Below are 19,720 nucleotides of genomic sequence, written 5' to 3'. Positions count from 1 at the left end.
AGACTCGCAAATGATAACGATTCTCACCTAAAGACACAATAGGAATCATTCTCATTTCGGTTATCATCGCGTACATGAAAGCACTCATCCGCACCATTCACCTGTGGGCCGGCCTGGTCTTCGGCACCATTCTCGTCCTGCAGGGCCTGACCGGCACCGTGATCGGCTGGCGCCACGAGCTCGACGCCTGGCTCAATCCGGGATTGCTGCAGGTGGCGCCGCCACCCGGCATGGTGCCTGGCGCCGAGGCGCGGCCCTCGCCCGCCCACGTGGCGGCGGTGGCGGCGCGGCTGGCGGGCGACCCGGCCTACGGAAGGCCGGACACCCTGTTCCTGCCGGAGGTGCACGGGGACGTCTACGTGGCCTGGTACCGGCCGGAGAAGCCGGACTCCAGCTGGAGCCAGGGCGTGACGCGCCAGGTGATGGTCGACCCGGCGAATCTCGCGGTGCTGGGAGAACGCAACTGGGGCGAAGCAGGATTCTCGCGCCCGCTCCTGATGCCGACGCTGTTTCACCTGCACCGCTACCTGATGGTTGGCGACGCGGGCAAGCTAATCATCGCGGTGCAGGGCGTGGCCTTGCTGCTGCTGACGCTGACCGGCATCGTGGTGTGGTGGCCGAAAATGACCCTGTCCGCGTTCTGGCACGCGATCTCCGTGCGGCGGGGTGGCAACTGGCCGAAATTCAGCTTCCAGCTGCACCGCGCGGCCGGTTTCTACGTGGCGCCGGTATTGCTGGTGCTGGCCTTCTCGGGGGTGTACTTCAACATGCCGGACTGGGTCACGCCGGCGATCCGCGCGGTGGCGCCGCTGACAAAAAGCGGGAAGCTCACGAACGCAAGTAGCAAGGATGCGCCGCGCATCGATGCGGGCGTGGCGATGGCGGCGGCGCAAGCGCGTTATCCGCAAGGGCGGGTCTCGCGCATCGGCCTTCCCGGGAAGCCTGAACAGCCGTATGAAATCAGGGTGCGCCAGCCGGGAGAATTGCGCCACGGCGCCGGCGCCACCCGGGTGAGTGTCGACGCCGGCAGCGGCGCGGTGCTGCGCACCATCGATCCGCTGGCGGCAAGGGGCGGCGACTGGTTCGTTAGCCTGCTCTACCCGCTGCACACCGGCGAAGCCTTCGGCCTGGCCGGGCGTATCCTGATCAGCGTGGTGGGCTTGACGCCGCTGCTGTTCTTCGTCACCGGCCTGGTGGTGTGGCTGAAGTTCCGCCGCAAGCCGGCAAAGCGCAAGACGCCGGCCGCAGAAGCGGCGCGGCGTCCTTTGCCTTCCAGGGAAGCTGCTTAACGGTAGTAACGGTCGCCGTCGTAACGGTCGCCGTCATAGCGGCTTTCGTGACGGTCACGGCCCTTTAGCAGGTACCAGGCGGCGCCGACCACGGCGGTGGTGATCAGGGCCTTCTTGGCCAACCCGGCCGGGTTGTGCTTCAGCTCGGCCTTGATGCCCATCTCGCCCAGCACGTTCGGGATGTGCCCGCGCGCCAGGTCCTCGGCCACGCCTTCGACCACGTTGACGCGATCCGCCAGCAGCAGGAGCAGCCAGTGGCGAAGATCGTTCTCGGTGGACTTGAAAGCCAGGCGCCGGATCATGCCCGACAGTCCCGAAGGCGGCTGCACGGTGCCGAAGATCTGGGTGATGCCCGGACGCTCAGGCGAGACCAGCACTTCCACTTTTTCCTGCTGCTGTACCGGGTCGCCCTCCAGCTGGGGAGTGTAGCGCGGCGGAGTGCGCTCCATCGGCACGGCGGGGCGGTTCTTGCGGTCGAGGTCGGCGCCCCAGCCGTTGATGTGCTGCAGTTCCTGGCGCGAGGGACGACGCGGCGCGATGTGGCCCTGGCTCGGGTGATGCTGCAGGTGGCCGTGGTCGTGATCGTGGTCGTGTCCGTGATGGTGGTGTTCCTGGATATCGCTGCGTGGTTCCATGTTCGCTCCTTAATGCAGTGCGCTGGCCGAGACCGCTTTTACCTGGTTCGCGTTCGGCGGGATCAGGATGGTCTTGATGCAGTTGTCGAGCTTGCCCGAGAAGATGTGATAGGCATCCGACACCTCTTCCAGTGGCACGCGGTGCGTGATGATTTCCTTCGGGTTCAGGCGTCCTTCGCGGATGTGCTCGATCAGGCGCGGCAGGTGGCGCTTGACGCTGGCCTGGTTCATGCGCAGGGTCAGGCCCTTGTTCAGGGCATTGCCGATCGGGACCGCATTGAAGGTCGGACCATAGACGCCGACGATCGACACGTTGCCGCCCTTGCGCACCGAGTTGATGCACCAGTGCAGCACGGTGGCGGCGCCGGCCTGCATCATGGTGTAGCGGCCAGTGATGGTCTGCATGGCGCTGCCCGATGCTTCGCAGCCGACCGCGTCGATGCAGACGTCGGCACCCATCCAGTCGGTCATCTTCTTGATGTGCAGGGCCATGTCCTGCACTTCCTTGAAGTTGATCACTTCGCACTGGGCGTAGCGCTTGACGAACTCGAGGCGGTATTCGATGTGGTCGACCACGATCACGCGCCCTGCTCCCATCAGCCAGGCCGACTTGGCGGCGAAGATGCCGACCGGCCCGGCGCCGAACACGACCACCGTGTCGCCTTCCTTGATGTCGCCCATTTCCGCCGCCTGGTAGCCAGTCGGCACCGCGTCGGTGAGCAGCACCGCATCGTCGTCGTGGATGTCGTCGGGGATCACCATCGGGCCGACGTCGGCCATCGGCACGCGCACCAGCTCGGCCTGGCCGCCGTCGTAGCCGCCGGCCGTGTGCGAGTAGCCGTAGATCCCGCCGACGGCGGTGGCTTGTGGATTCGTATTGTGGCAATTGCCGTACAGTTCGCGGTCGCAGAAGAAGCAGGAACCGCAGAACAGGTTGAACGGCACCAGCACCTTTTGGCCGACTTTCAGGTTCTGGACACCGGGGCCCACCTCTTCCACCACGCCGATGAACTCGTGGCCGAAGGTGTGGCCGACGCGGGTGTCGGGCACCAGGCCATGGTACAGGTGCAGGTCCGAGCCGCAGATGCAGGACCGGGTGACGCGCACGATGGCGTCGCCCGGGTGCTCGATGACGGGGTCGGGCTTGTGATCGGCACGGACGCGATAGGGCCCGCGGTAGTTCATTGCCAGCATAACTCCTCCTCGATAATGTTCAGAACGGATTCACGGCGCCTGCCGGCTCGGCAGGCATATGTGCATTCACGTTATGTCAAAACTTCAAGGATTGCGATACGCGCACGGAAACGAACGGGGCATTTTTGCTGACTTTGGGTCGACCCCGCCGCTCAACGGGAACTTCTCCTACAAAGGCGCCTTACAGTTGGCGCGCCTCGAAGGTATTGCACTGCTCCACGCTGCCGCTTTCCAGTCCGCGCCGGAACCAGCGCACGCGCTGCGCCGAACTGCCGTGGGTAAACGAATCCGGCACCACCGTGCCCTGCGACTGGCGTTGCAGGGCGTCGTCGCCGATCGCGGTGGCGGCCGCCAGCGCGGCCTCGACGTCGCCCGGCTCGATGATCTGGCGGCGCTGGTTGGCCCAGATGCCGGCGAAGCAGTCGGCCTGCAGCTCGAGGCGCACCGACAGGCGGTTGCCCTCGGTTTCGGACATGCTGCGCTGGGCGTTGTGGACCTGGTCGGAAATGCCCAGCAGGTTCTGCACGTGGTGGCCGACCTCGTGGGCGATCACGTAGGCCTGGGCGAATTCGCCCTCCACCTTGAAGCGCTGCTCCATCAGGCGGAAGAAGCTCAGGTCGATGTAGACCTGGCGGTCGGCCGGGCAATAGAAGGGACCGGTGGCGCTGCGGCCGGTGCCGCAGGCGGTGCCGGTAGCGTTCTCGAACAGCACCAGGCGCGCCGGCTGGTATTGCGCGCCCTGGCTTGAAAACAGGGCGGCCCAGGCATCCTCGGTCGAGCCCAGGGTGGCGCGCACGAAGCGGGTTTCGGGATCGTTGGCGGGCTCGGCGCGCGGCGCCTGCTGCACCGGGACCGGGCCGCCACCGCCGCTCAGCAGCGCCAGGATGGTGCCGGGATCGACGCCGAAGATGGCGCCGCCGACCAGGGCAATGACCAGGGTGCCGATGCCGACCTTGCCGGCGCCGATACCCCCGAAGCCCCCGCCGCCGCCGCGGCGGTCTTCCACGTTATCGCTCTGGCGTTCGCCTTCCCATTTCATCCTCGATCTCCTCGTTAGCGCCCGGGGTGCCGCTTCAGCATGCCCGTGTCGGCGCGCTCGCGCGCATCCTTGATGCGGAATTCTTCTTCCAGCGCGCTCAAGCCGGCGCGCGCCTCGTCATGCAATGCCCGTTCGTGGCGCTCGCGCGCAATCTCACGTTCGACGCGTCCGCCACCTGCTTCGATACCGTCCCTGCTCGCCATGTTCCCTCTCCCGGAAGCCCATTGTGCGATCGAGTATGTGGGGCGGCCGGGATTCAAACTGTTCGCATGCTCACATAGCGGAGGAAATTTCCTAGAGCCAAGCTGTTCTCTACGTGCGGTGACGCACAGCGCCGCAGCCCCCGGCATGCGACGCTGCACGGCATGACTAGCCCACACGCCAACGCCCTGCTCGCCGTCGGACGCTACCTGCGCGCGCACGACTACCGTTTTATCACGGTCACCCCGTCCACCCACCGCCGCATCAACCGCCGCCCCGGCAACGAACGCGCGATCGACCTGCGCGGCATCTTCGGCTGGAGCCGGCCGTTCGCGCCCGCCGATGTCGATCCCGAACTGCTGGGCCTGATGCGGGAGGCGCGGATCGTGGAGCCCGATGGCGCCCTGCTGCGCTCGACGCTGCGCGCGTCAACCCTGGGCGAGATGCTGGTGTTTCACTCGGCCTACCCGACCGACGACGACGATTCTGTGTTCTTCGGACCGGACACCTACCGTTTTGTCGGCACCATGGGGCGCGCCTTTCCCTGGCTGGCCGCGGGACCGACCCGGGCCGTGGATATCGGCTGCGGCGGCGGCGCCGGCGCGCTGGCGATCGCGCGCCAGTTCCCGCATGCCGAGGTGATCGGGGCCGACATCAATACCCGGGCGCTGGCGCTGACGGTGGTGAATGCGCGCCTGGCCGGGCTGGATAACCTGGAGGCGCGCCACAGCGACCTGTTCGCCGGACTGGATGGCGAGTTCGACCTGGTAGTGTCGAACCCGCCCTATGTGCTGGACCCGAGCGAGCTCCCCTACCGCCATGGCGGCGGCATGCGCGGCGCCGAGCTGTCGGTGCGCATCGTGCGTGAGAGCCTGGCCCACCTGCGCCGCGGCGGCAACCTGATGCTGTACACGGGAGTGGCGATTGCGGGGCCGGTCGACGACTTTCTGGAAGCCATCCGTCCGGACCTGGAGGCACAGTGCGACCACTGGAGCTACGAGGAACTGGACCCGGACATCTTCAGCGGCCAGCTGGGCGAACCGGGTTACGAAGAAGTGGAGCGGATCGCGGCGGTGTGGCTGCACGCCATCAAGCGTTGAGTTCCCCGGCCCGCGGCCCAAAAACGTCGTACGCGCCACTGGCGCCTACGACTTCCGGCGAAGGCCGGAACAATGCCACTGGCATTGTTCCGGCCAGTTTTGCATGCGTACTAGTACCCGACGAACTTGGGCACCGGCCTTCGCCGGTGCGACGGTTTTACTGCTAACGGACGTAAAACAGTCGCTATGCGCTAACGCAGAACCGTCTGGATCGCGTGGGCGGGAATGTCCACGGTCACTTCCTTGCGATCCACGATCAGCCGGTATTTCTGGGCCTGGTCCGTCTTGTTCATCACCACGATCGCGAGGCTCCCGTCCGTGTTGCGGAAGGCGGTGGTAGCCAGCACGCTGCGGCTGCTGGCTGCGCTCACGCGACGGGCGCCCGGCTTGATGTAGCGGGTGAAGTGGCCCAGGTAGGCATAACTCGGGGTGTATACCAGCTGGCCGTCGTCGCTGGCATGCAGGGGCGCGAAGCAGAAGTTGCCCACGTGGTTGGGGCCGCCGCGGCTGTCGAGCAGCATGTTCCAGTCGATCCAGCCCACTGCGCCGGCGTTCAGGTCGGCGATGATCTCGCTGCCGTAGCGCTCGCCGTTGGCCCAGTGCTGCAGTTTGGCTGGATCGAACTTCTCCACCGTCGCTTCGGTCAGCAGCAGGTTGATCTCCGGGTAAGCTTCGTGCACGGCCGCCACGTTGGCGTGCATCGGCTCGCCCTTGGTCCAGGTCTCGTACCAGTGGAAGCCCACGCCCCAGACATAGGGCCGCGCTTTCGGATCGGACAGGATGTGGGCGGCGCGCTGCGGCAGCAGGTCGCGGTTGTGGTCCCAGACCACGATCTTCTTGTCGCCCAGGCCCGCCTTCGTCAAGGCCGGCCCCAGGTGGTCGCCCAGGAAGCGGGTTTCTTCCTCGGCGGTGTAGATCATCGATTCCCAGCGCTGGGTCGCCATCGGCTCGTTCTGCACCGACAGGCCCCAGATCGGGATGCCCGCCTTTTCATAGGCCTGCACGAACTTCACATAGTACTGGGCCCACAGCGCGCGGTCGCCCGGGTTCAGGCTGCCGCCGCGCAGCATGTTGTTGTTGGTCTTCATCCAGGCCGGGGCGCTCCACGGGCTGGCGAACACCCGCAGCTGGCTGCCGTGCGCCTTGGTCGCCGCCAGCGCCTGGCGCAGCAGCGGCACCCGGTGCTGCATGTCGTGTTCGATGCTGAAGGAAGCGAGCGAGCGGTCGCCCTCCTTCACATAGGTGTAGCTGCCGCTGCTGAAGTCCGAGCTGTGGATGGTGGTGCGGACCACGTTGTAGCCCAGGCCCTGGCGCGGATCGAAATAGGCGGTGAGGAAGTCCTTCTGCGCGCCCGGCGTCAGTTTGGCGTACACCTCGGCCACCGCGTCGGTGACGGCGCCGCCGAAGCCGAACACCTGTTGGAAGCGCTTGCTGCTGTCGACGAACACGGCGACTTCGGTTTCCAGCGGCTGGCCCGAGGCTGTCGCTTCAGGCAGCGCCTGCGCATCGAAGCGCTTGCCGCTGTCCTTGGCCGTGGTCACCACCTGCCATGTGTTGGCTGTTGCGGCCTGCGCCCCGTGTCCCATCAGCGCAGGCGCCAGGGTGGCGGCACACAGCATCTGGATGGCCTGTCGTCTCGTCTTCATCTGCTCTCCCGGTTGGAAACGTTACCACATCATTCCGAGCAATATAACATTGCCAATTCTCGGGTGTCAAAAGATGAGTTAAGCGTTTACCTAATTCCAGCGCCCTTTGAGGCCGCCAAGGCTGAAGCGGCCCGCGCCGAGGAAGACCAGGGCGATCGCGCTGCCCAGGTACATGCCCTGCAGTTCCAGGGCCCAGCCGCCGGTGTCCGAGAGCGAGAAGAATTCGCCGGTATGCACCAGCAGCAGCGCCACCACCATGTTGACCGCGACCACAGCCGCCGCCGCGCGGGTGAACAGGCCGACCAGGAGCAGCAGCGGCGCCAGCACTTCGCCGACGTACACGCCATAGGCGAAGATGGCCGGCAAGCCGGCTTTTTGCAGCATGCCTTCGATGAAGCCGACGCCGCCGCCGATCTTCGACAGACCATGGAACAGCAGCAGGAGCGCGAGAACGACGCGCAGGATCAGTTTGCCGAGGTCGTCGTGGTTTCTTGCGGCAGGTGCGCTCTGCATGGTCGTCTCCCGGGTTGTTTGCCCGAGCATAGCACCGCCCTGCTACGCAGGCACGCCCCCTAGTCGGCCGCCAGCGCGCGCAGGGCGGGTACGACCTCGTGCAGGCTGGCCACCTCGACGCTGGGCAGCGCCTGCGTGTCGTTGGCCAGGCGCCCCGGATTGAACCAGCAGCTGTCGATGCCGAAGCGGTTGGCGCCGAGGATGTCGGCATCCAGGCGGTCGCCGACGATGATGGTCTCGTGCCTGGCGAAGCGGCGCGCCATGCCGGTGGTGTATTCGAAGAAGCGGCTGTCCGGCTTGGCGTGGCCGCAGGCTTCCGAGGTCGCGACGAAGGCAATGTGCTCGCCCAGCCCGGAGCTGGCGATGCGCCGGTGCTGGATGTGGTGCACGCCGTTGGTGATGATGCCGATCTCGCCGATGGCGCTCAGTTCCGCGCACAGGCGCTGGGCGCCGTCGACCAGCACCACGGTCTCGGACAGCGATTCGAGGTACAGCCGGCTGGCCGCCTCCGGGTCCAGGTCCAGGCCGTTGTCGGCGAAAGTGCGGCGGAAGCGCTCCACTTTCAGCACCTCCTTCGACACGCTGCCCGCCTCGAAGGCGCGCCACAGGGCCAGGTTGATCGCCTGGTATTGCTGGAACAGGCCCTCGACTTCGCCCGCCAGGCCCAGTGCCTCCATGGTGCGGTCGAAGGAGAGCTGTTCGGAGGCCCGGAAATCGAGCAGGGTGTCGTCCAGGTCGAACAGGAATAAGCTGTGTTTCACTGCGTTGATCCGATGCGGCATTGCGTGACCTTGCATCTTAGCATGGGGCGCCATGGCCGCTTCCGGAACACCCGGCCCGGATGTGCTGTCCAAGCACATGAACGGGAGGAGACCATCTTGCGCCACACCCTCGCATCGGCCGGGGCCGCGATCATTCTCTTGATCGTCGCACTGCTGCCCGCCGCCGCCGCCCCGCCGGCGGTCGGCCTGCTCGACATCGACGGCGCCATCGGTCCCGCCAGTGCCGACCATGTGGTGCGCAGCATCGAACGCTCGGCCGCGCTGGGGCACGGCCTGCTGATCCTGCGCATGGATACCCCCGGCGGCCTCGACACCTCGATGCGCACCGTGATCAAGGCCATCCTGGCTTCGCCCGTGCCGGTCGCCACCTGGGTTGCGCCCAGCGGGGCGCGCGCCGCGAGCGCCGGCACCTACATCCTGTACGCGAGCCACGTCGCGGCCATGGCGCCGGGCACCAACGTCGGCGCCGCGACGCCGGTCGAGGTCGGGCTGGCACCGCCGGGCGACGCCGGCAAGGACGCCCCGAAACAGCCCTCGCCCTCAGCGGCCAAGGCGACCAACGACGCCGCCGCCTACCTGCGCAGCCTGGCCCAGCTGCGCGGTCGCAATGCCGACTGGGCCGAGCGCGCCGTGCGCGAATCGGTCAGCCTCAGCGCCGACGACGCCCTCAAGCTGCAGGTAATCGACGTGCTCGCCCCCGACCTCCCGACCCTGCTCGCCAGCCTCGAGGGCCGTAGCCTCAAGGTGCTGGGCCAGCCACGGGTCCTGCACACCAGCGGCGCGGCGACGGTGTCCTTCACGCCCGACTGGCGCACCAATGCGCTGGGGGCGATCGCCAATCCCAGCGTCGCCCTGCTCCTGATGACGGTCGGCCTGTATGGGCTGGTGTTCGAGTTCATGAATCCGGGCGCGGTGGCGCCGGGCGTGATCGGGGCGATCTGCCTGTTGCTGGGCCTGTACGCCCTGCAGCTGCTGCCGGTGAACTACGCGGGCCTGGCCCTGATCGTGCTGGGCCTGGCCTTCATGGGCGCCGAAGCCTTCCTGCCCAGCTTCGGCATCCTTGGACTGGGCGGCATCGCGGCCTTTGTCGCCGGCGCGCTGATGCTGATCGATACCGAGCTGCCCGGCTACGGCATCCCGCCCGGCCTGGTCGGCACCCTGGCCACCGCCAGCGCCCTGCTCCTGTTCGGCACGGTGCGCCTGGCTGTGAAGACCCGGCGCCGTCCGGTGACGAGCGGCGCGGCGGGCCTGATCGGCATGCTGTGCACGGTCGAGCAGACCGGACCGCGCCGCGCGAACGATGCCTGGGTCCGCGTGGAGGGCGAGCTGTGGCGGGCCGTCAGCAGCACGCCCCTGGCGGCGCAACAACAGGTGCGCATCATCGGCAGGGACGGCCTGACGCTGGAAGTCGTGCCGGCGGACGGCGGCAAGGTGGCGCCATCATGACGGGATTCGGCATCGGCCTGGGCGCCATCCTGTTCCTGGTGCTGGCGCTGCTGGTGTCGGCGATCCGCATCCTGCGCGAGTACGAACGCGCCGTGGTGTTCCAGCTGGGGCGCTTCTGGGGCGTCAAGGGACCCGGCCTGGTGATCATCATCCCGGTGCTGCAGCAGATGGTGCGGGTCGACCTGCGCACCATCGTGCTCGACGTGCCGACCCAGGACGTGATCTCGCGCGACAACGTCTCGGTCAAGGTCAACGCGGTGCTGTACTTCCGCGTGGTCGATCCGGAGCGCGCCATCATCCAGGTCGCCAACTTCATGGAAGCGACCAGCCAGCTGGCCCAGACCACGCTGCGCGCGGTGCTGGGCAAGCACGAGCTGGACGAGATGCTGGCCGAACGCGAGCGCCTCAACATCGACATCCAGCAGGTGCTGGACGCCCAGACCGACGCTTGGGGCATCAAGGTGGCCAATGTCGAGATCAAGCACGTCGACCTGGACGAATCGATGGTGCGCGCCATCGCGCGCCAGGCCGAGGCCGAGCGCGAACGGCGGGCCAAGGTGATCCATGCGGAAGGCGAGCTGCAGGCTTCCGAAAAGCTGCAGCAGGCCGCGCTGGTGCTGTCGCGCCAGCCGGGCGCGATGCAGCTGCGCTACCTCCAGACGCTGGGGGCGATTGCCGGCGACAAGTCGTCCACCATCGTGTTTCCGCTGCCGATCGACGTGCTGGCGGGCCTTGACGCCCGCGGGCGCAAGGACGGCGCCTAAGGGCGCCTGACTTTGCAGTGACGGACGCCCGATCAGGATGTAGTCGAGTACTTTTGGTATCGACCCGAAGCGGACATATGCGCTAATCCCCACCCGACTGCGCGATTGCACTCATCAGGTCAGTGTATTGAGTCATCGGGAACGGATGCTCGTGCCATTTTTCGAGATATCCGCTTTCACCGTACGTGTCCAGGACGCGCTGAGCGGCATCTGCAACAGCTTTGGCGAACACGGCCGGACGGCAAGACGACAGGTACAGCAAACTGCCCTCTGCATTGGGCCGCCCGCCCCAGAGTTCAGGAAACTGCAAGACTTCAACCTGAATCTCGTTTGGCCTTACCGTGGTAATTACCCATCGAAATTCGCCTGGCTCTTCGTCAAAGCTGAACGTCAACGCTGAAAAACCTGCCAACACACCGTTGGCCGCCAAAACAAGATTTCTTAGCGCGTCAGACAAATATGACGCTGTTAGCAGGCAGGTCTGTCCATCTGACGACAACATGCATTCCGCCCAGCCACTCCCAGTGAGACGATAATCAATTTGGATGTGCATGAATTTCGATCGGGTATTGGAATTTTAATGTCGATTAAAAATCAGCATTGCTGCACACATGGAACGTCCGCTTCTGGCCGGTTGCAGACGTTAAGCTGCGTCCGCTTCCGACCCGAAGCGGACCTTAGGATGACTGCAACATCAACGTTTAGCCGGATCGATCCAATCAGGACGCAGACCTGCTTCATATTCCTTGCGCACCTGTGCAAGTGACTCAGGCCAACCGTCTGCCTCTGCCTCAAATTCTCCGACACACCCCCAGCAGTCACCGCCACAGTCGACTGAAAGCGGATCTGCAGGGATATCGAGAACACGCCTGCATATCCCGCAGCGTTTGGGTGATTCATTGGTCATCATGGCTCCTGGCTCCGTAACTTCCGCTTCTGGCCGATAGCAAACTTTTGAACGGCTCAGTGTACGCAGCTGTTGCCTCCAGCGCAACTTTTGGGTTTTGTCAGGCGCTCTAGGGCGCCAACAGATGCGGGCCGATGTCGCCTACCTTCTGCACGCCGGTAAGGACCATGTTGGTGCGCAGGTCCTTCTCCATGATCGCCAGCAGACGCTCGACCCCGAGCTGGCCCTGCGTGGCCAGCGCGTAGATGAAAGCGCGGCCGATCAGGACGCCGTCGGCGCCCAGCGCCAGCATGCGGAAGACGTCGGTACCGGTGCGCACGCCGCCGTCGGCGAAGATCGCCATCCTGCCCTTCACCTCGGCCGCGATGGCGGGCAGCGCCTGCGCGGTGGACGGCGCACCATCGAGCTGGCGTCCGCCGTGGTTCGACACCACGATGCCGTCGGCGCCGAAGGCCAGTGCGTCGCGTGCGTCCTCCGGGTCGAGGATGCCCTTGAGGATCAATTTGCCCTTCCACTCGTCGCGGATCCACTGCAAATCGGCCCAGGCGATGCCCGGATCGAAGTTCGCGCCCAGCCAGCCGATGTAGTCGGCCAGCCCGGTCGCGCTGCCGCGGTAGGCCGAGATGTTCCCGAGGTCGTGCGGGCGTCCGAGCACGCCCACGTCCCAGGCCCAGCGCGGATGCATCATTGCCTGCAGCACGCGCCGCAGCGGTCCGTTCGGGCCGCTCATGCCGCTATGGGCGTCGCGGTAGCGCGCCCCCGGCACCGGCATGTCGACCGTAAACACCAGCGTGGTCGCGCCCAGCTCCCAGGCGCGCCGCATCACGTCGCGCATGAAGCCGCGGTCCTTCAGCACATAAAGCTGGAACCAGATCGGACGATCCGCCTGCGCCGCCACTTCGGACAGGGGGCACACCGAGACCGTGGACTGGATGAAGGGGATCCTGCTGCGGCAGGCCGCGCGCACCGCCTGCACCTCGCCGCGCCGCGCATACATGCCGGCCAGGCCGATCGGCGCCAGTGCGATCGGCAGCGCATAGTCCTGGCCGAACCACTGCACGCCCAGGTCCAGTTGCTCGGAACCGCGCAGGACACGCTGGCGCAGCCTGACCTTCTGCAGGTCGTCGACGTTGGCGCGCAGGGTCTGCTCGGCGCCGGCGCCGCCGTCCAGGTAGTGAAAGAGAAAAGGCGGCAGGCGCCGGCGCGCCGCTTCGCGAAAGTCGGTGGCGGAGGAGATGATCATGGCAGCGGCGTGATCCTGATATTGCGCAGTTCATAGGGGGCGCCTTCGAGCTGGAAGCCGATGCGTCCCGCGCGTGGATCGGCCGCAGTCACCCGGTTCTGTGGCACGCCATTCACCGTGACCTCGATCACGCCATCGCGGCTGAGGATATCGGCGCTGTTCCATTCGCCCGCCGGCCGCTCGCTGTTGGCACCGAGCCGTCCCTTGATCGCCGGGTAGGCGCCGGGTGCGCTGGTGAGCGTTTCGGCGAAGCTGGCCCCTGCCATCGGCAGCACGTCGCCGGCGAAACCGTGCTTGGTCTGCACCTGTATGCTGAGCGGCCACACGCCATCTCTGGGGCCGGACGCCACATGCAGCAGCACGCCCGCGTTGCCTGGCTTGCCCGGCCAGCGCCATTCGAGATGCATGCGGTAGTTGGCGTAGCTGGCGCGGGTCGCGATGAAGCCGGAAGGCTTGCCGGCAAGGTGGATTACCCCGGCAGCATCCCGCGACCAGAGCGCCGCGGCGTCGGCCGCCGGCGTCGTGACAGCGTCCAGCGCGTTCGCGCGGTCGAACGGTTGCACGCCAGGCGTGGCGCAGCCCACCAGCAGCGCTGCGGATGCGAGAATAAGGCCGGGACTAGAACGCTTTACCATATGAGGACAGTCGATGAATGAACACAGGAGACGCACGATGACCCAGCTGGCTGCCGCACTCGCATTGGCCGCTGCCGGCCCGATTTCCACAGCCGCAGCCACCGCAGGCCCGCAGATGCTGCCATTGTGGCCCGAAGGAGTGCCCGGTGCCAAGCCCGAACTTGGTCCCAACCGCGTCGACGAAGATGGCCGCACCACCAATATCACCGAGCCGACCCTGACGGTCTATCCGGCTGCAGTGGACCGCGCCAACGGCACGGCGGTCATCATCTGCCCGGGTGGCGGCTACGTGCGCCAGTCGACCCGGCGCGAGGGCGAGCAATACGCGCACTGGCTCGGGACCCTGGGCGTAACCAGCTTCGTGCTCACCTACCGCCAGCAGGAATTCAGCCACCCCGCGCCGCTGCAGGATGTGCTGCGCGCCGTCCGGCTGGTGCGCTCGCAGGCGGCGCGCTTCAATGTCCGTCCCGATCGCATCGGCGTGATGGGCAGTTCGGCCGGCGGCCACCTGGCGGCCAGTGCGGGCACCCTGTTCGACCATCCACTGGGGCGCACGGGTGCGCAGCTGGATGCTGTCAGCGCCCGGCCCGACTTCCTGATGCTGATGTATCCGGTGATCGCAATGGACGGCCCGGCTGTGCATGCCGGTTCGCGCAAGGCGCTGCTGGGCGCGGCGCCGAAGGCGGCAGAGGTGCAGTTGATGTCGATGGAACGCCAGGTGACGCCGCAGACCCCGCCTACCCTGCTGGTCCATACCCAGGAAGACGCCTCGGTGCCGGTCGAGAACAGTATCCTGTTCTACCAGGCGCTCACGCGTAACAAGGTACCGGCGGAGATGTACCTGTTCGAGCACGGCGCGCATGGGATGGGGATGCGGGACGGGCTTGGTACGGCCTCGCAGTGGCCGCGCCGCGCGGAAGAGTGGCTGAAGGCGCGCGGCCTGCTCGACCCCGCCAGGTAGGCTGGAACGGGCGCAAACGCGATTCAAGGCCTGGCAGTGGCCACGGCGTTTTGAATCATTTCCTGCCGATCTGGGTTCCTGCGGACTGAGACAGTTTAGTGATGGGCGGCGCGTGAACCCTTGCGGGACAGCGTCGCCGCCCTAGACTGGATCACTCGATCAGCCGCTCTATGGAGGAACGATCATGCGTCCCCTGTCCTTCCTGCTTCCCGCATCGCTGCTCGCGCTCGCCGCCGGCGCAGCCGCTCAGAACAGCATGCCCTACCCGCCGCCCGATACCGCGCCAGGCTCCACGGTGCAGGTGAGCGCGCGCGCCACCCCCGAGCGCATCAAGCAGCGCCAGGCGGAAAAAATCACCGGCAATTATGAGATGTCGAACGGCTGGTACCTGCGCGTGCGCACAGGCGCGCGCCACATCGACGCCACCATCGACAAGCAGGGACCGATGCGCCTGGTCCGGGTGTCGACCTATGGTTTCGCGTCCGGCGACGGCAACGTGACGATGGACTTCAACCGCGGCCGCGACGGCGACGACATGCTGATGACCTATGTTCCTGATCCGCGCATCGCGCAGCGGGTGGCGCTCACCTCACGGGTGGCGCAACGCTAAATCGCGTGCCTAGGGCGCGACGATGGCCCGGAACGGGCTGCGCCGTTCACGCACCAGCGCCGCCACGGCCTCCCGCGACAGCGGCGGCGCCGGCAGGGCCAGGCGCGCCGGATCGATGGCGGCCTGCTCGGCCTGCATCAACTGCAGTCCGTTCTCGCTGCTTTCGATCAGCGTGCCGCGCGCGGCCAGCTGCTGCAGCGTATCGAGCAGCAGCCGGCTCGCGTTCTCGGCCAGCAGATGGCGCCCGAAGGCGAGTTCGCCGGCGGTGAAGGCCAGCAGGGCCGGGCCGACCTGGCGCAGGGTCGGGTCGCGGCTGACGACATAATATGGCGCGCCCTCCGGATCCCGCACGGAGCCGTAGCGGTCGAATTCCCATTCCGCGCCGCGGATGTTGTAGACCTCGCCGCTCCAGCCATTGATCTCGATCGGGCCCTTGTGCACGATGCGCTGTGGGGTGAATGCGGGTATGGCGCTGAGGGCACGCATGATGCCGCTGCCGGCATCGTTGGCATTCGCCCGCAAGGCCGCTTCGATGTCCGCCAGCCGCGCGACGACCGGCCTGCCACCAAGTTCCGCCACCTGGTAACTTTCACCGGCCAGCACGAGCCGGTACTGGCGGCCGTCCGGCGCGCCGGCGCGGAAGTCGCCGTTGTCGGCGATCTCGAACACGAGCCGGCCGGGATCCCCATCCTGTTCGTAGATGGCCCGGGTTGCAGACTGGGCCAGTGGCGACAGCAGAAGACAGAGCAGGATCAGCAGGCGCATGGTGTCGGATGGTGACTATTGGTTGCGAAAGCAGCTTGTACAGAATAGCAAACATCCCCGCTCGGTTTATGCAATTTGGAAACAAATTGTAATGGGGCCAGTTGCGGCACAACCGGCCCCATGTCATGCGTCGATCAGGTCAGTTCAGTGCGCGTGCCCTCCTTCCGCTTCGCACTGCTGCGGCTGCTCGCGGCACAGCTTCTTGTGCGCCGCCAGCGCCTGCTCGCGCGCCTGCAGCTGCTGCGGCGTGCGCGCCGGGGCCAGGATCTCGGCCAGCGGAATCACCCGGCCGTTCTTGACCACGAAGCGCACGTCGGCGGCGGCGCGCAGGTCCTGCAGCGGGTCGCCGCCCACGGCGATCAGGTCGGCCAGCTTGCCCCCCTCCACCGTGCCCAGGTCCTCGCCCACCAGGGCGATGCGGGCGGCGTCGCGCGTCACCGAATACAGCGCCTGCAGGTTACCCTCCACCAGCGCGGCCCCGCGCATGTTCAGGTGCAGCGAAATGCCCGGCACCACCAGCGGCGAATCGGTGCCGTTGGCCACCAGCGCGCCGGCCGCGCGCACCTTGGCTTGCTGGGTGGCGTCGTTGATGATGGTCGCCAGTTGCGCCGCGGTGGGCGGCTGCGCGTTCTGCAGGCCGGGCACGAAGTTGGGCGGCACCAGGATGAAGCGCGGATCGAGCGCGATGCCCGGGTCGAGGCCGGCCAGCGCGCTGCTCGAAAACAGCGTGTCGATCAGGCGGAAGTCGCCCTTGCCGTAGATGTCGGCCGCATCCTGGTAGGTGATGGCGCGCGCGAAGGATTTCGACCAGCCATAGCCCATGCGCTGGGTGGCCGACAGGTGGGTGGTGCCGGCCAGTCCCGTGGCTGCCCCCGGCTGCACCATGTGGGTGCCGCTCGGCACGCGCAGGTCGAGCGCCCCTTGCGCGATGCGCTCCATGATCGGGATCGGCGCGCGCACGTAGCTCTTCAGGAAGTCGGCGTCGAAACGCTTGGCCTTGTAGATTTCCAGTTCGGCGATGCCGGGCGTGCGCAGGGTGCGCGCGAAGCTGTAGAACAGGCGGTTGCCCTCCCACAGCGGCGGCGAGACGAACAGGCGCGGCCCGAGCAGGTTGCCGGCTTCCAGCGCCTCGCGCAGCTCGACGCTCTGGTGCAGCGGCCCGGCCACCGACTGCGCCGTGGTGATCCCGTAGGACAGCATCAGCTGGGCGATCTGGCCGAACTGGCCGCCCTGGTACAAGGTCAGCGGGTGCAGGTGGGTCTCGATCAGGCCCGGCATCACGGTCAGGCCGCCGGCATCGACCACCGTGAGGTTCGCCGGGTGGTCGGTATGCGGGGCAACCGACACGATGCGGTTGCCCTCGACCACGATGTCGACGTCGTGGCGCAGGCTGGTCCCGACGCCGTCCCACAGGCGGCCGGCATGGATCAGGGTGCGGCCCGCGGGCACGGCCTGGCGCCACTCCAGCTTGACCGGGATCTCGCGCGTGCCGCTGCCGTCCACGCGCACGGTGCGTACCCGTTCGGCCGACTTGTACAGGATGGTGCGCGAGTCGCCGCCCCAGGACGGCAGGTCGGCGATGTCCTCGGTGACGCGGCGCGCCGGCCCGGTCGGGGCGCCGCTGGCGTCGACCGGGATCACGTACAGGCGCGAGTCCATGATGAAGGCGACCCGGGTGCCGTCCGGCGCGAGCACGGCGGCGCCCTCGTCGCGCTCGGCGATCTGGCGCGGCGCCGGCGCGACCTGGTAGAAGGTGCCGGTGCGGCTGGCCAGGTCGATCACGCGCAGCTTGTTGTAGCCCTCGCGGAAGCGATTGTTGATGCGCTCGTTGTCGACCAGGAGGATGCGCTGCCCGTCCGGGGTCCACTGCGGCGTGCTGACCTGGGTGCTGCTTGATGCCAGGATCACCTCCGGCGTGCCGGTGGCGCGGTTCCAGATCTCGAGCTGGCCCGAGAGCGTGGTGTAGGCGATGCGGCCGCCGTCCGGCGAGATCTTGGGCGTGGCCATCGAGCGGCCCGGGATGGCCGCCAGCCGCGTGCGGGCGCCGGTTGCGACCTCGACCTGGTCGACCGCCAGCTGGCCGGCGTTGTTGCGCTCGGACGAGAAGTAGACCGCGCGGCCGTCGGCGGTCCACTGCGGGTTCAGGTCGCGATCCGGGTCATTGGTCAGTCGCACCGGGTCTGCGCCGATGCGCATGGTCCAGACGTCGTTCAGGGCGACGAAAGCGATGCTGCGGCCGTCCGGCGACAGAACGGGGGCACTGATGCCCTTCGCATGGCGCAGGTTGAAGTTGTCGAAGCCGCGGTCCTTGCCCTGCACGCCCAGCACCGGCCGGCGCAGCCTGAGTTGGGCGCGGAAGTTGACGTCGCTCGGGTTGGCGCCGGCCGCGTCGCGGATGCGGATACGGCCATCGGCCGTGTACAGGAAGCGACCATCAGGGAGGAAGCGCACCGGGAACGGGAAGATGTCCTCGTTGTTCGTGACCACCGCGCCGCCCACCACCAGCTGGCGCGCCGCGTCCTGGTAGACCAGCGCGCTGCCGCTCGGAGTCCATGCCGGGGCGGTGCCGGGGGCAACCACGGTCGGCGCGCCGCCGCCGATCGGCGCGGTGACGACGTTGGCGCCGTCGACATAAGCCAGGCGCGTGCCGTCGGGCGAGACCACTGGGTTGCTCTCGGCGCCCGGTCCGGTCGTGATTTGCACCGGCGCCCCGCCGTTCACGCCCACGCGCCAGATCTTGTACTGGCCGTCGCCGCTGCGGTCGGACGAGAACACCAGGCCGCTGCCGTCGGGCAGCCAGGCCGGCTCGCGGTCATCGTAAGGGCCGGTGGTGTGCTCGCGGATGTTGCGGCCGTCCGGCGAGATGGTCCAGATGTGGAAGTTCCCTTCCGGTGTGTAGTTCTGGAAGGCGATGCGCCTGCCGTCGGGCGACCACACCGGCGCGGTCGGCTCGACGCGCCAGTCGGTAATGCGCCTGGCCTCGCCGCCGCTGGCCGGGATGATCCACAGGGCGCCCTGCGCCGAGAACACGATCTGGCGGCCGTCGGGCGACGGCGCGGCCGCCATGTTGGTCCCTTCGCGCAGCTCGATCGTCAGGTCCTGCGTCGGGCCGCGCAGGTTGTTGAGTTCATCGACGCGTCCGCCACCCGGCCAGTGGCATGCGGACAGCAAGGCGGCGCCGACCGCGAGCGCGAGCGCGCTGCGGCAAGGAAGGCGGGAACTGCGCAGGGAGCTGCGGGTAGCCATGTTTTCCTCCTGGATGGATTGCCAAATTGCACCAAGATGGTGCGTGGATGACAGATCGATCCTCGGCTGGACAACTGACGAATGGCTGACAGATGAGTTCGGTTGGAAAGGAATTCGGGGCTAAACGGAGCGGGTCTGACCGTGCTCAACCGTATGGCGGGAACGCAATGCCGAACGGGAGGTCGTTGAATGCACTCAGAAAAAGAAAAGGCCCTCAGTGCGAGGGCCTTTTCAGTACTGCTGGCGGAGAGGGTGGGATTCGAACCCACGGTACGGTCACCCGTACGCCTGATTTCGAGTCAGGTACATTCGACCACTCTGCCACCTCTCCTGAATCGGTGCTGCGTGGTCGCCGTAAGCGAGGCCGCATTATAGCGGCTGTGTGGCATTTCGGGAAGAGAGAATTGGCGCGAAATAATATTTCACATAAGAGCAACGCAATTTCGACTCCGGTTGGCCCAGCTGGCTGAGCAAGCATGGATTCGCCCACGTTCCGCGGGCCGCCCGTGCGCAAGTATGCGCACGGCTTCGAATCCCACGCGCAAGGCCCGCAGGGGCCTTACTCCTCTCCGCCACAAAAATAAAAAGGGCCCCGATGGGGCCCTTTTCATTTTCTTGGCGGAGAGGGTGGGATTCGAACCCACGGTACGGTCACCCGTACGCCTGATTTCGAGTCAGGTACATTCGACCACTCTGCCACCTCTCCTAAATCGGTGCTGCGGTCGCTTGTCTGCGAGAGCACGC

General features: G+C 66.9%; 18 protein-coding genes and 2 tRNA genes. 6 read left to right on the top strand and 14 right to left on the bottom strand.

Annotated features, from left to right (window positions below; translation table 11 throughout):
* Positions 1 to 74 precede the first annotated feature (74 nt).
* Positions 75 to 1,289 carry a PepSY domain-containing protein gene (locus LK539_RS10460; protein ID WP_227800852.1) on the top strand — a complete coding sequence of 405 codons (1,215 nt, stop codon included), beginning with the start codon at positions 75 to 77 and terminating at the stop codon, positions 1,287 to 1,289.
* Here LK539_RS10460 and LK539_RS10455 read toward each other — a convergent pair.
* The 4 genes from LK539_RS10455 to LK539_RS10440 form a co-directional block, all read right to left on the bottom strand.
* Positions 1,286 to 1,924 carry a hypothetical protein gene (locus LK539_RS10455; protein WP_227800851.1) on the bottom strand — a complete coding sequence of 213 codons (639 nt, stop codon included), beginning with the start codon at positions 1,922 to 1,924 and terminating at the stop codon, positions 1,286 to 1,288. The two genes, LK539_RS10460 and LK539_RS10455, sit on opposite strands and share 4 nt — an antisense overlap.
* Before the next feature lie 9 nt (positions 1,925 to 1,933).
* Positions 1,934 to 3,118 carry a zinc-dependent alcohol dehydrogenase gene (locus LK539_RS10450; protein ID WP_227800850.1) on the bottom strand — a complete coding sequence of 395 codons (1,185 nt, stop codon included), beginning with the start codon at positions 3,116 to 3,118 and terminating at the stop codon, positions 1,934 to 1,936.
* A gap of 181 nt (positions 3,119 to 3,299) precedes the next feature.
* A complete protein-coding gene (locus LK539_RS10445; RefSeq protein ID WP_227800849.1) occupies positions 3,300 to 4,157 on the bottom strand; it encodes a neutral zinc metallopeptidase in 858 nt (285 codons plus the stop codon).
* Positions 4,158 to 4,171: 14 nt separating this feature from the next.
* Positions 4,172 to 4,360 carry a hypothetical protein gene (locus LK539_RS10440; RefSeq protein WP_227800848.1) on the bottom strand — a complete coding sequence of 63 codons (189 nt, stop codon included), beginning with the start codon at positions 4,358 to 4,360 and terminating at the stop codon, positions 4,172 to 4,174.
* Positions 4,361 to 4,522: 162 nt separating this feature from the next.
* Between LK539_RS10440 and LK539_RS10435 the strand changes: the two genes are divergently transcribed.
* The gene (locus tag LK539_RS10435; protein WP_227800847.1) at positions 4,523 to 5,458 is read left to right on the top strand and encodes a class I SAM-dependent methyltransferase; all 936 of its coding nucleotides are present in this window, start codon (positions 4,523 to 4,525) and stop codon (positions 5,456 to 5,458) included.
* Between the two features lie 191 nt (positions 5,459 to 5,649).
* Here the strand turns inward: LK539_RS10435 and LK539_RS10430 are convergent, their stop codons facing one another.
* The 3 genes from LK539_RS10430 to LK539_RS10420 form a co-directional block, all read right to left on the bottom strand.
* On the bottom strand, positions 5,650 to 7,104 hold the full coding sequence (locus LK539_RS10430) for a glycoside hydrolase family 30 beta sandwich domain-containing protein (protein WP_227800846.1): 1,455 nt from the start codon (positions 7,102 to 7,104) through the stop codon (positions 5,650 to 5,652).
* Positions 7,105 to 7,194: 90 nt separating this feature from the next.
* Positions 7,195 to 7,617 (bottom strand): DoxX family protein, encoded by a 423-nt coding sequence (locus LK539_RS10425; RefSeq protein WP_227800845.1) that lies wholly within the window; start codon positions 7,615 to 7,617, stop codon positions 7,195 to 7,197.
* 59 nt (positions 7,618 to 7,676) lie between these two features.
* Complete coding sequence (locus LK539_RS10420; protein WP_227800844.1) at positions 7,677 to 8,378, bottom strand: YjjG family noncanonical pyrimidine nucleotidase; 702 nt, start codon at positions 8,376 to 8,378, stop codon at positions 7,677 to 7,679.
* Positions 8,379 to 8,495: 117 nt separating this feature from the next.
* On the opposite strand from LK539_RS10420, the gene LK539_RS10415 reads away from it, so the two are divergent.
* The gene (locus LK539_RS10415) at positions 8,496 to 9,845 is read left to right on the top strand and encodes a nodulation protein NfeD (protein WP_227800843.1); all 1,350 of its coding nucleotides are present in this window, start codon (positions 8,496 to 8,498) and stop codon (positions 9,843 to 9,845) included.
* Complete coding sequence (locus tag LK539_RS10410; RefSeq protein ID WP_227800842.1) at positions 9,842 to 10,609, top strand: slipin family protein; 768 nt, start codon at positions 9,842 to 9,844, stop codon at positions 10,607 to 10,609. The genes LK539_RS10415 and LK539_RS10410 overlap by 4 nt, the downstream gene beginning before the upstream one ends.
* Positions 10,610 to 10,691: 82 nt before the next feature.
* Here LK539_RS10410 and LK539_RS10405 read toward each other — a convergent pair whose 3' ends face one another.
* From LK539_RS10405 to LK539_RS10395, 3 genes are all read right to left on the bottom strand, one after another.
* A complete protein-coding gene (locus LK539_RS10405) occupies positions 10,692 to 11,162 on the bottom strand; it encodes a hypothetical protein (protein ID WP_227800841.1) in 471 nt (156 codons plus the stop codon).
* Between the two features lie 463 nt (positions 11,163 to 11,625).
* On the bottom strand, positions 11,626 to 12,759 hold the full coding sequence (lldD, locus tag LK539_RS10400; RefSeq protein ID WP_227800840.1) for an FMN-dependent L-lactate dehydrogenase LldD: 1,134 nt from the start codon (positions 12,757 to 12,759) through the stop codon (positions 11,626 to 11,628).
* The gene (locus LK539_RS10395) at positions 12,756 to 13,394 is read right to left on the bottom strand and encodes a DUF1080 domain-containing protein (RefSeq protein WP_227800839.1); all 639 of its coding nucleotides are present in this window, start codon (positions 13,392 to 13,394) and stop codon (positions 12,756 to 12,758) included. The genes lldD and LK539_RS10395 overlap by 4 nt, the downstream gene beginning before the upstream one ends.
* A gap of 37 nt (positions 13,395 to 13,431) precedes the next feature.
* On the opposite strand from LK539_RS10395, the gene LK539_RS10390 reads away from it, so the two are divergent.
* A complete protein-coding gene (locus tag LK539_RS10390; RefSeq protein ID WP_227800838.1) occupies positions 13,432 to 14,355 on the top strand; it encodes an alpha/beta hydrolase in 924 nt (307 codons plus the stop codon).
* 184 nt (positions 14,356 to 14,539) lie between these two features.
* Positions 14,540 to 14,965 (top strand): hypothetical protein, encoded by a 426-nt coding sequence (locus LK539_RS10385; RefSeq protein WP_227800837.1) that lies wholly within the window; start codon positions 14,540 to 14,542, stop codon positions 14,963 to 14,965.
* Between the two features lie 9 nt (positions 14,966 to 14,974).
* Here the strand turns inward: LK539_RS10385 and LK539_RS10380 are convergent, their stop codons facing one another.
* The 4 genes from LK539_RS10380 to LK539_RS10365 all read right to left on the bottom strand — a co-directional run bounded on the left by LK539_RS10380 (position 14,975) and on the right by LK539_RS10365 (position 19,682).
* On the bottom strand, positions 14,975 to 15,634 hold the full coding sequence (locus LK539_RS10380; RefSeq protein WP_227800836.1) for a hypothetical protein: 660 nt from the start codon (positions 15,632 to 15,634) through the stop codon (positions 14,975 to 14,977).
* A gap of 240 nt (positions 15,635 to 15,874) precedes the next feature.
* Positions 15,875 to 18,976 carry an amidohydrolase family protein gene (locus LK539_RS10375; RefSeq protein ID WP_227800835.1) on the bottom strand — a complete coding sequence of 1,034 codons (3,102 nt, stop codon included), beginning with the start codon at positions 18,974 to 18,976 and terminating at the stop codon, positions 15,875 to 15,877.
* Between the two features lie 241 nt (positions 18,977 to 19,217).
* Positions 19,218 to 19,307, bottom strand: a tRNA-Ser gene (locus tag LK539_RS10370).
* Positions 19,308 to 19,592: 285 nt separating this feature from the next.
* Positions 19,593 to 19,682: transfer RNA gene (locus LK539_RS10365), tRNA-Ser, on the bottom strand.
* Positions 19,683 to 19,720: the final 38 nt, after the last annotated feature.

The sequence above is a fragment of the Massilia sp. IC2-476 genome (assembly GCF_020707295.1).
Taxonomy (GTDB): Bacteria; Pseudomonadota; Gammaproteobacteria; order Burkholderiales; family Burkholderiaceae_D; genus Telluria.
Note: the sequence above shows the minus strand (reverse complement) of the source record. Positions and strands in the feature narration are given on the sequence as shown.

Coding starts and splice junctions, on each gene's coding strand:
- LK539_RS10375 (WP_227800835.1), bottom strand. CDS start 18,976: ATGGCTACCCGCAGCTCCCTGCGCAGTTCCCGCCTTCCTTGCCGCAGC.
- LK539_RS10410 (WP_227800842.1), top strand. CDS start 9,842: ATGACGGGATTCGGCATCGGCCTGGGCGCCATCCTGTTCCTGGTGCTG.
- LK539_RS10385 (WP_227800837.1), top strand. CDS start 14,540: ATGCGTCCCCTGTCCTTCCTGCTTCCCGCATCGCTGCTCGCGCTCGCC.
- LK539_RS10425 (WP_227800845.1), bottom strand. CDS start 7,617: ATGCAGAGCGCACCTGCCGCAAGAAACCACGACGACCTCGGCAAACTG.
- LK539_RS10395 (WP_227800839.1), bottom strand. CDS start 13,394: ATGGTAAAGCGTTCTAGTCCCGGCCTTATTCTCGCATCCGCAGCGCTG.
- lldD (WP_227800840.1), bottom strand. CDS start 12,759: ATGATCATCTCCTCCGCCACCGACTTTCGCGAAGCGGCGCGCCGGCGC.
- LK539_RS10440 (WP_227800848.1), bottom strand. CDS start 4,360: ATGGCGAGCAGGGACGGTATCGAAGCAGGTGGCGGACGCGTCGAACGT.
- LK539_RS10435 (WP_227800847.1), top strand. CDS start 4,523: ATGACTAGCCCACACGCCAACGCCCTGCTCGCCGTCGGACGCTACCTG.
- LK539_RS10430 (WP_227800846.1), bottom strand. CDS start 7,104: ATGAAGACGAGACGACAGGCCATCCAGATGCTGTGTGCCGCCACCCTG.
- LK539_RS10445 (WP_227800849.1), bottom strand. CDS start 4,157: ATGAAATGGGAAGGCGAACGCCAGAGCGATAACGTGGAAGACCGCCGC.
- LK539_RS10405 (WP_227800841.1), bottom strand. CDS start 11,162: ATGCACATCCAAATTGATTATCGTCTCACTGGGAGTGGCTGGGCGGAA.
- LK539_RS10460 (WP_227800852.1), top strand. CDS start 75: ATGAAAGCACTCATCCGCACCATTCACCTGTGGGCCGGCCTGGTCTTC.
- LK539_RS10455 (WP_227800851.1), bottom strand. CDS start 1,924: ATGGAACCACGCAGCGATATCCAGGAACACCACCATCACGGACACGAC.
- LK539_RS10450 (WP_227800850.1), bottom strand. CDS start 3,118: ATGCTGGCAATGAACTACCGCGGGCCCTATCGCGTCCGTGCCGATCAC.
- LK539_RS10390 (WP_227800838.1), top strand. CDS start 13,432: ATGACCCAGCTGGCTGCCGCACTCGCATTGGCCGCTGCCGGCCCGATT.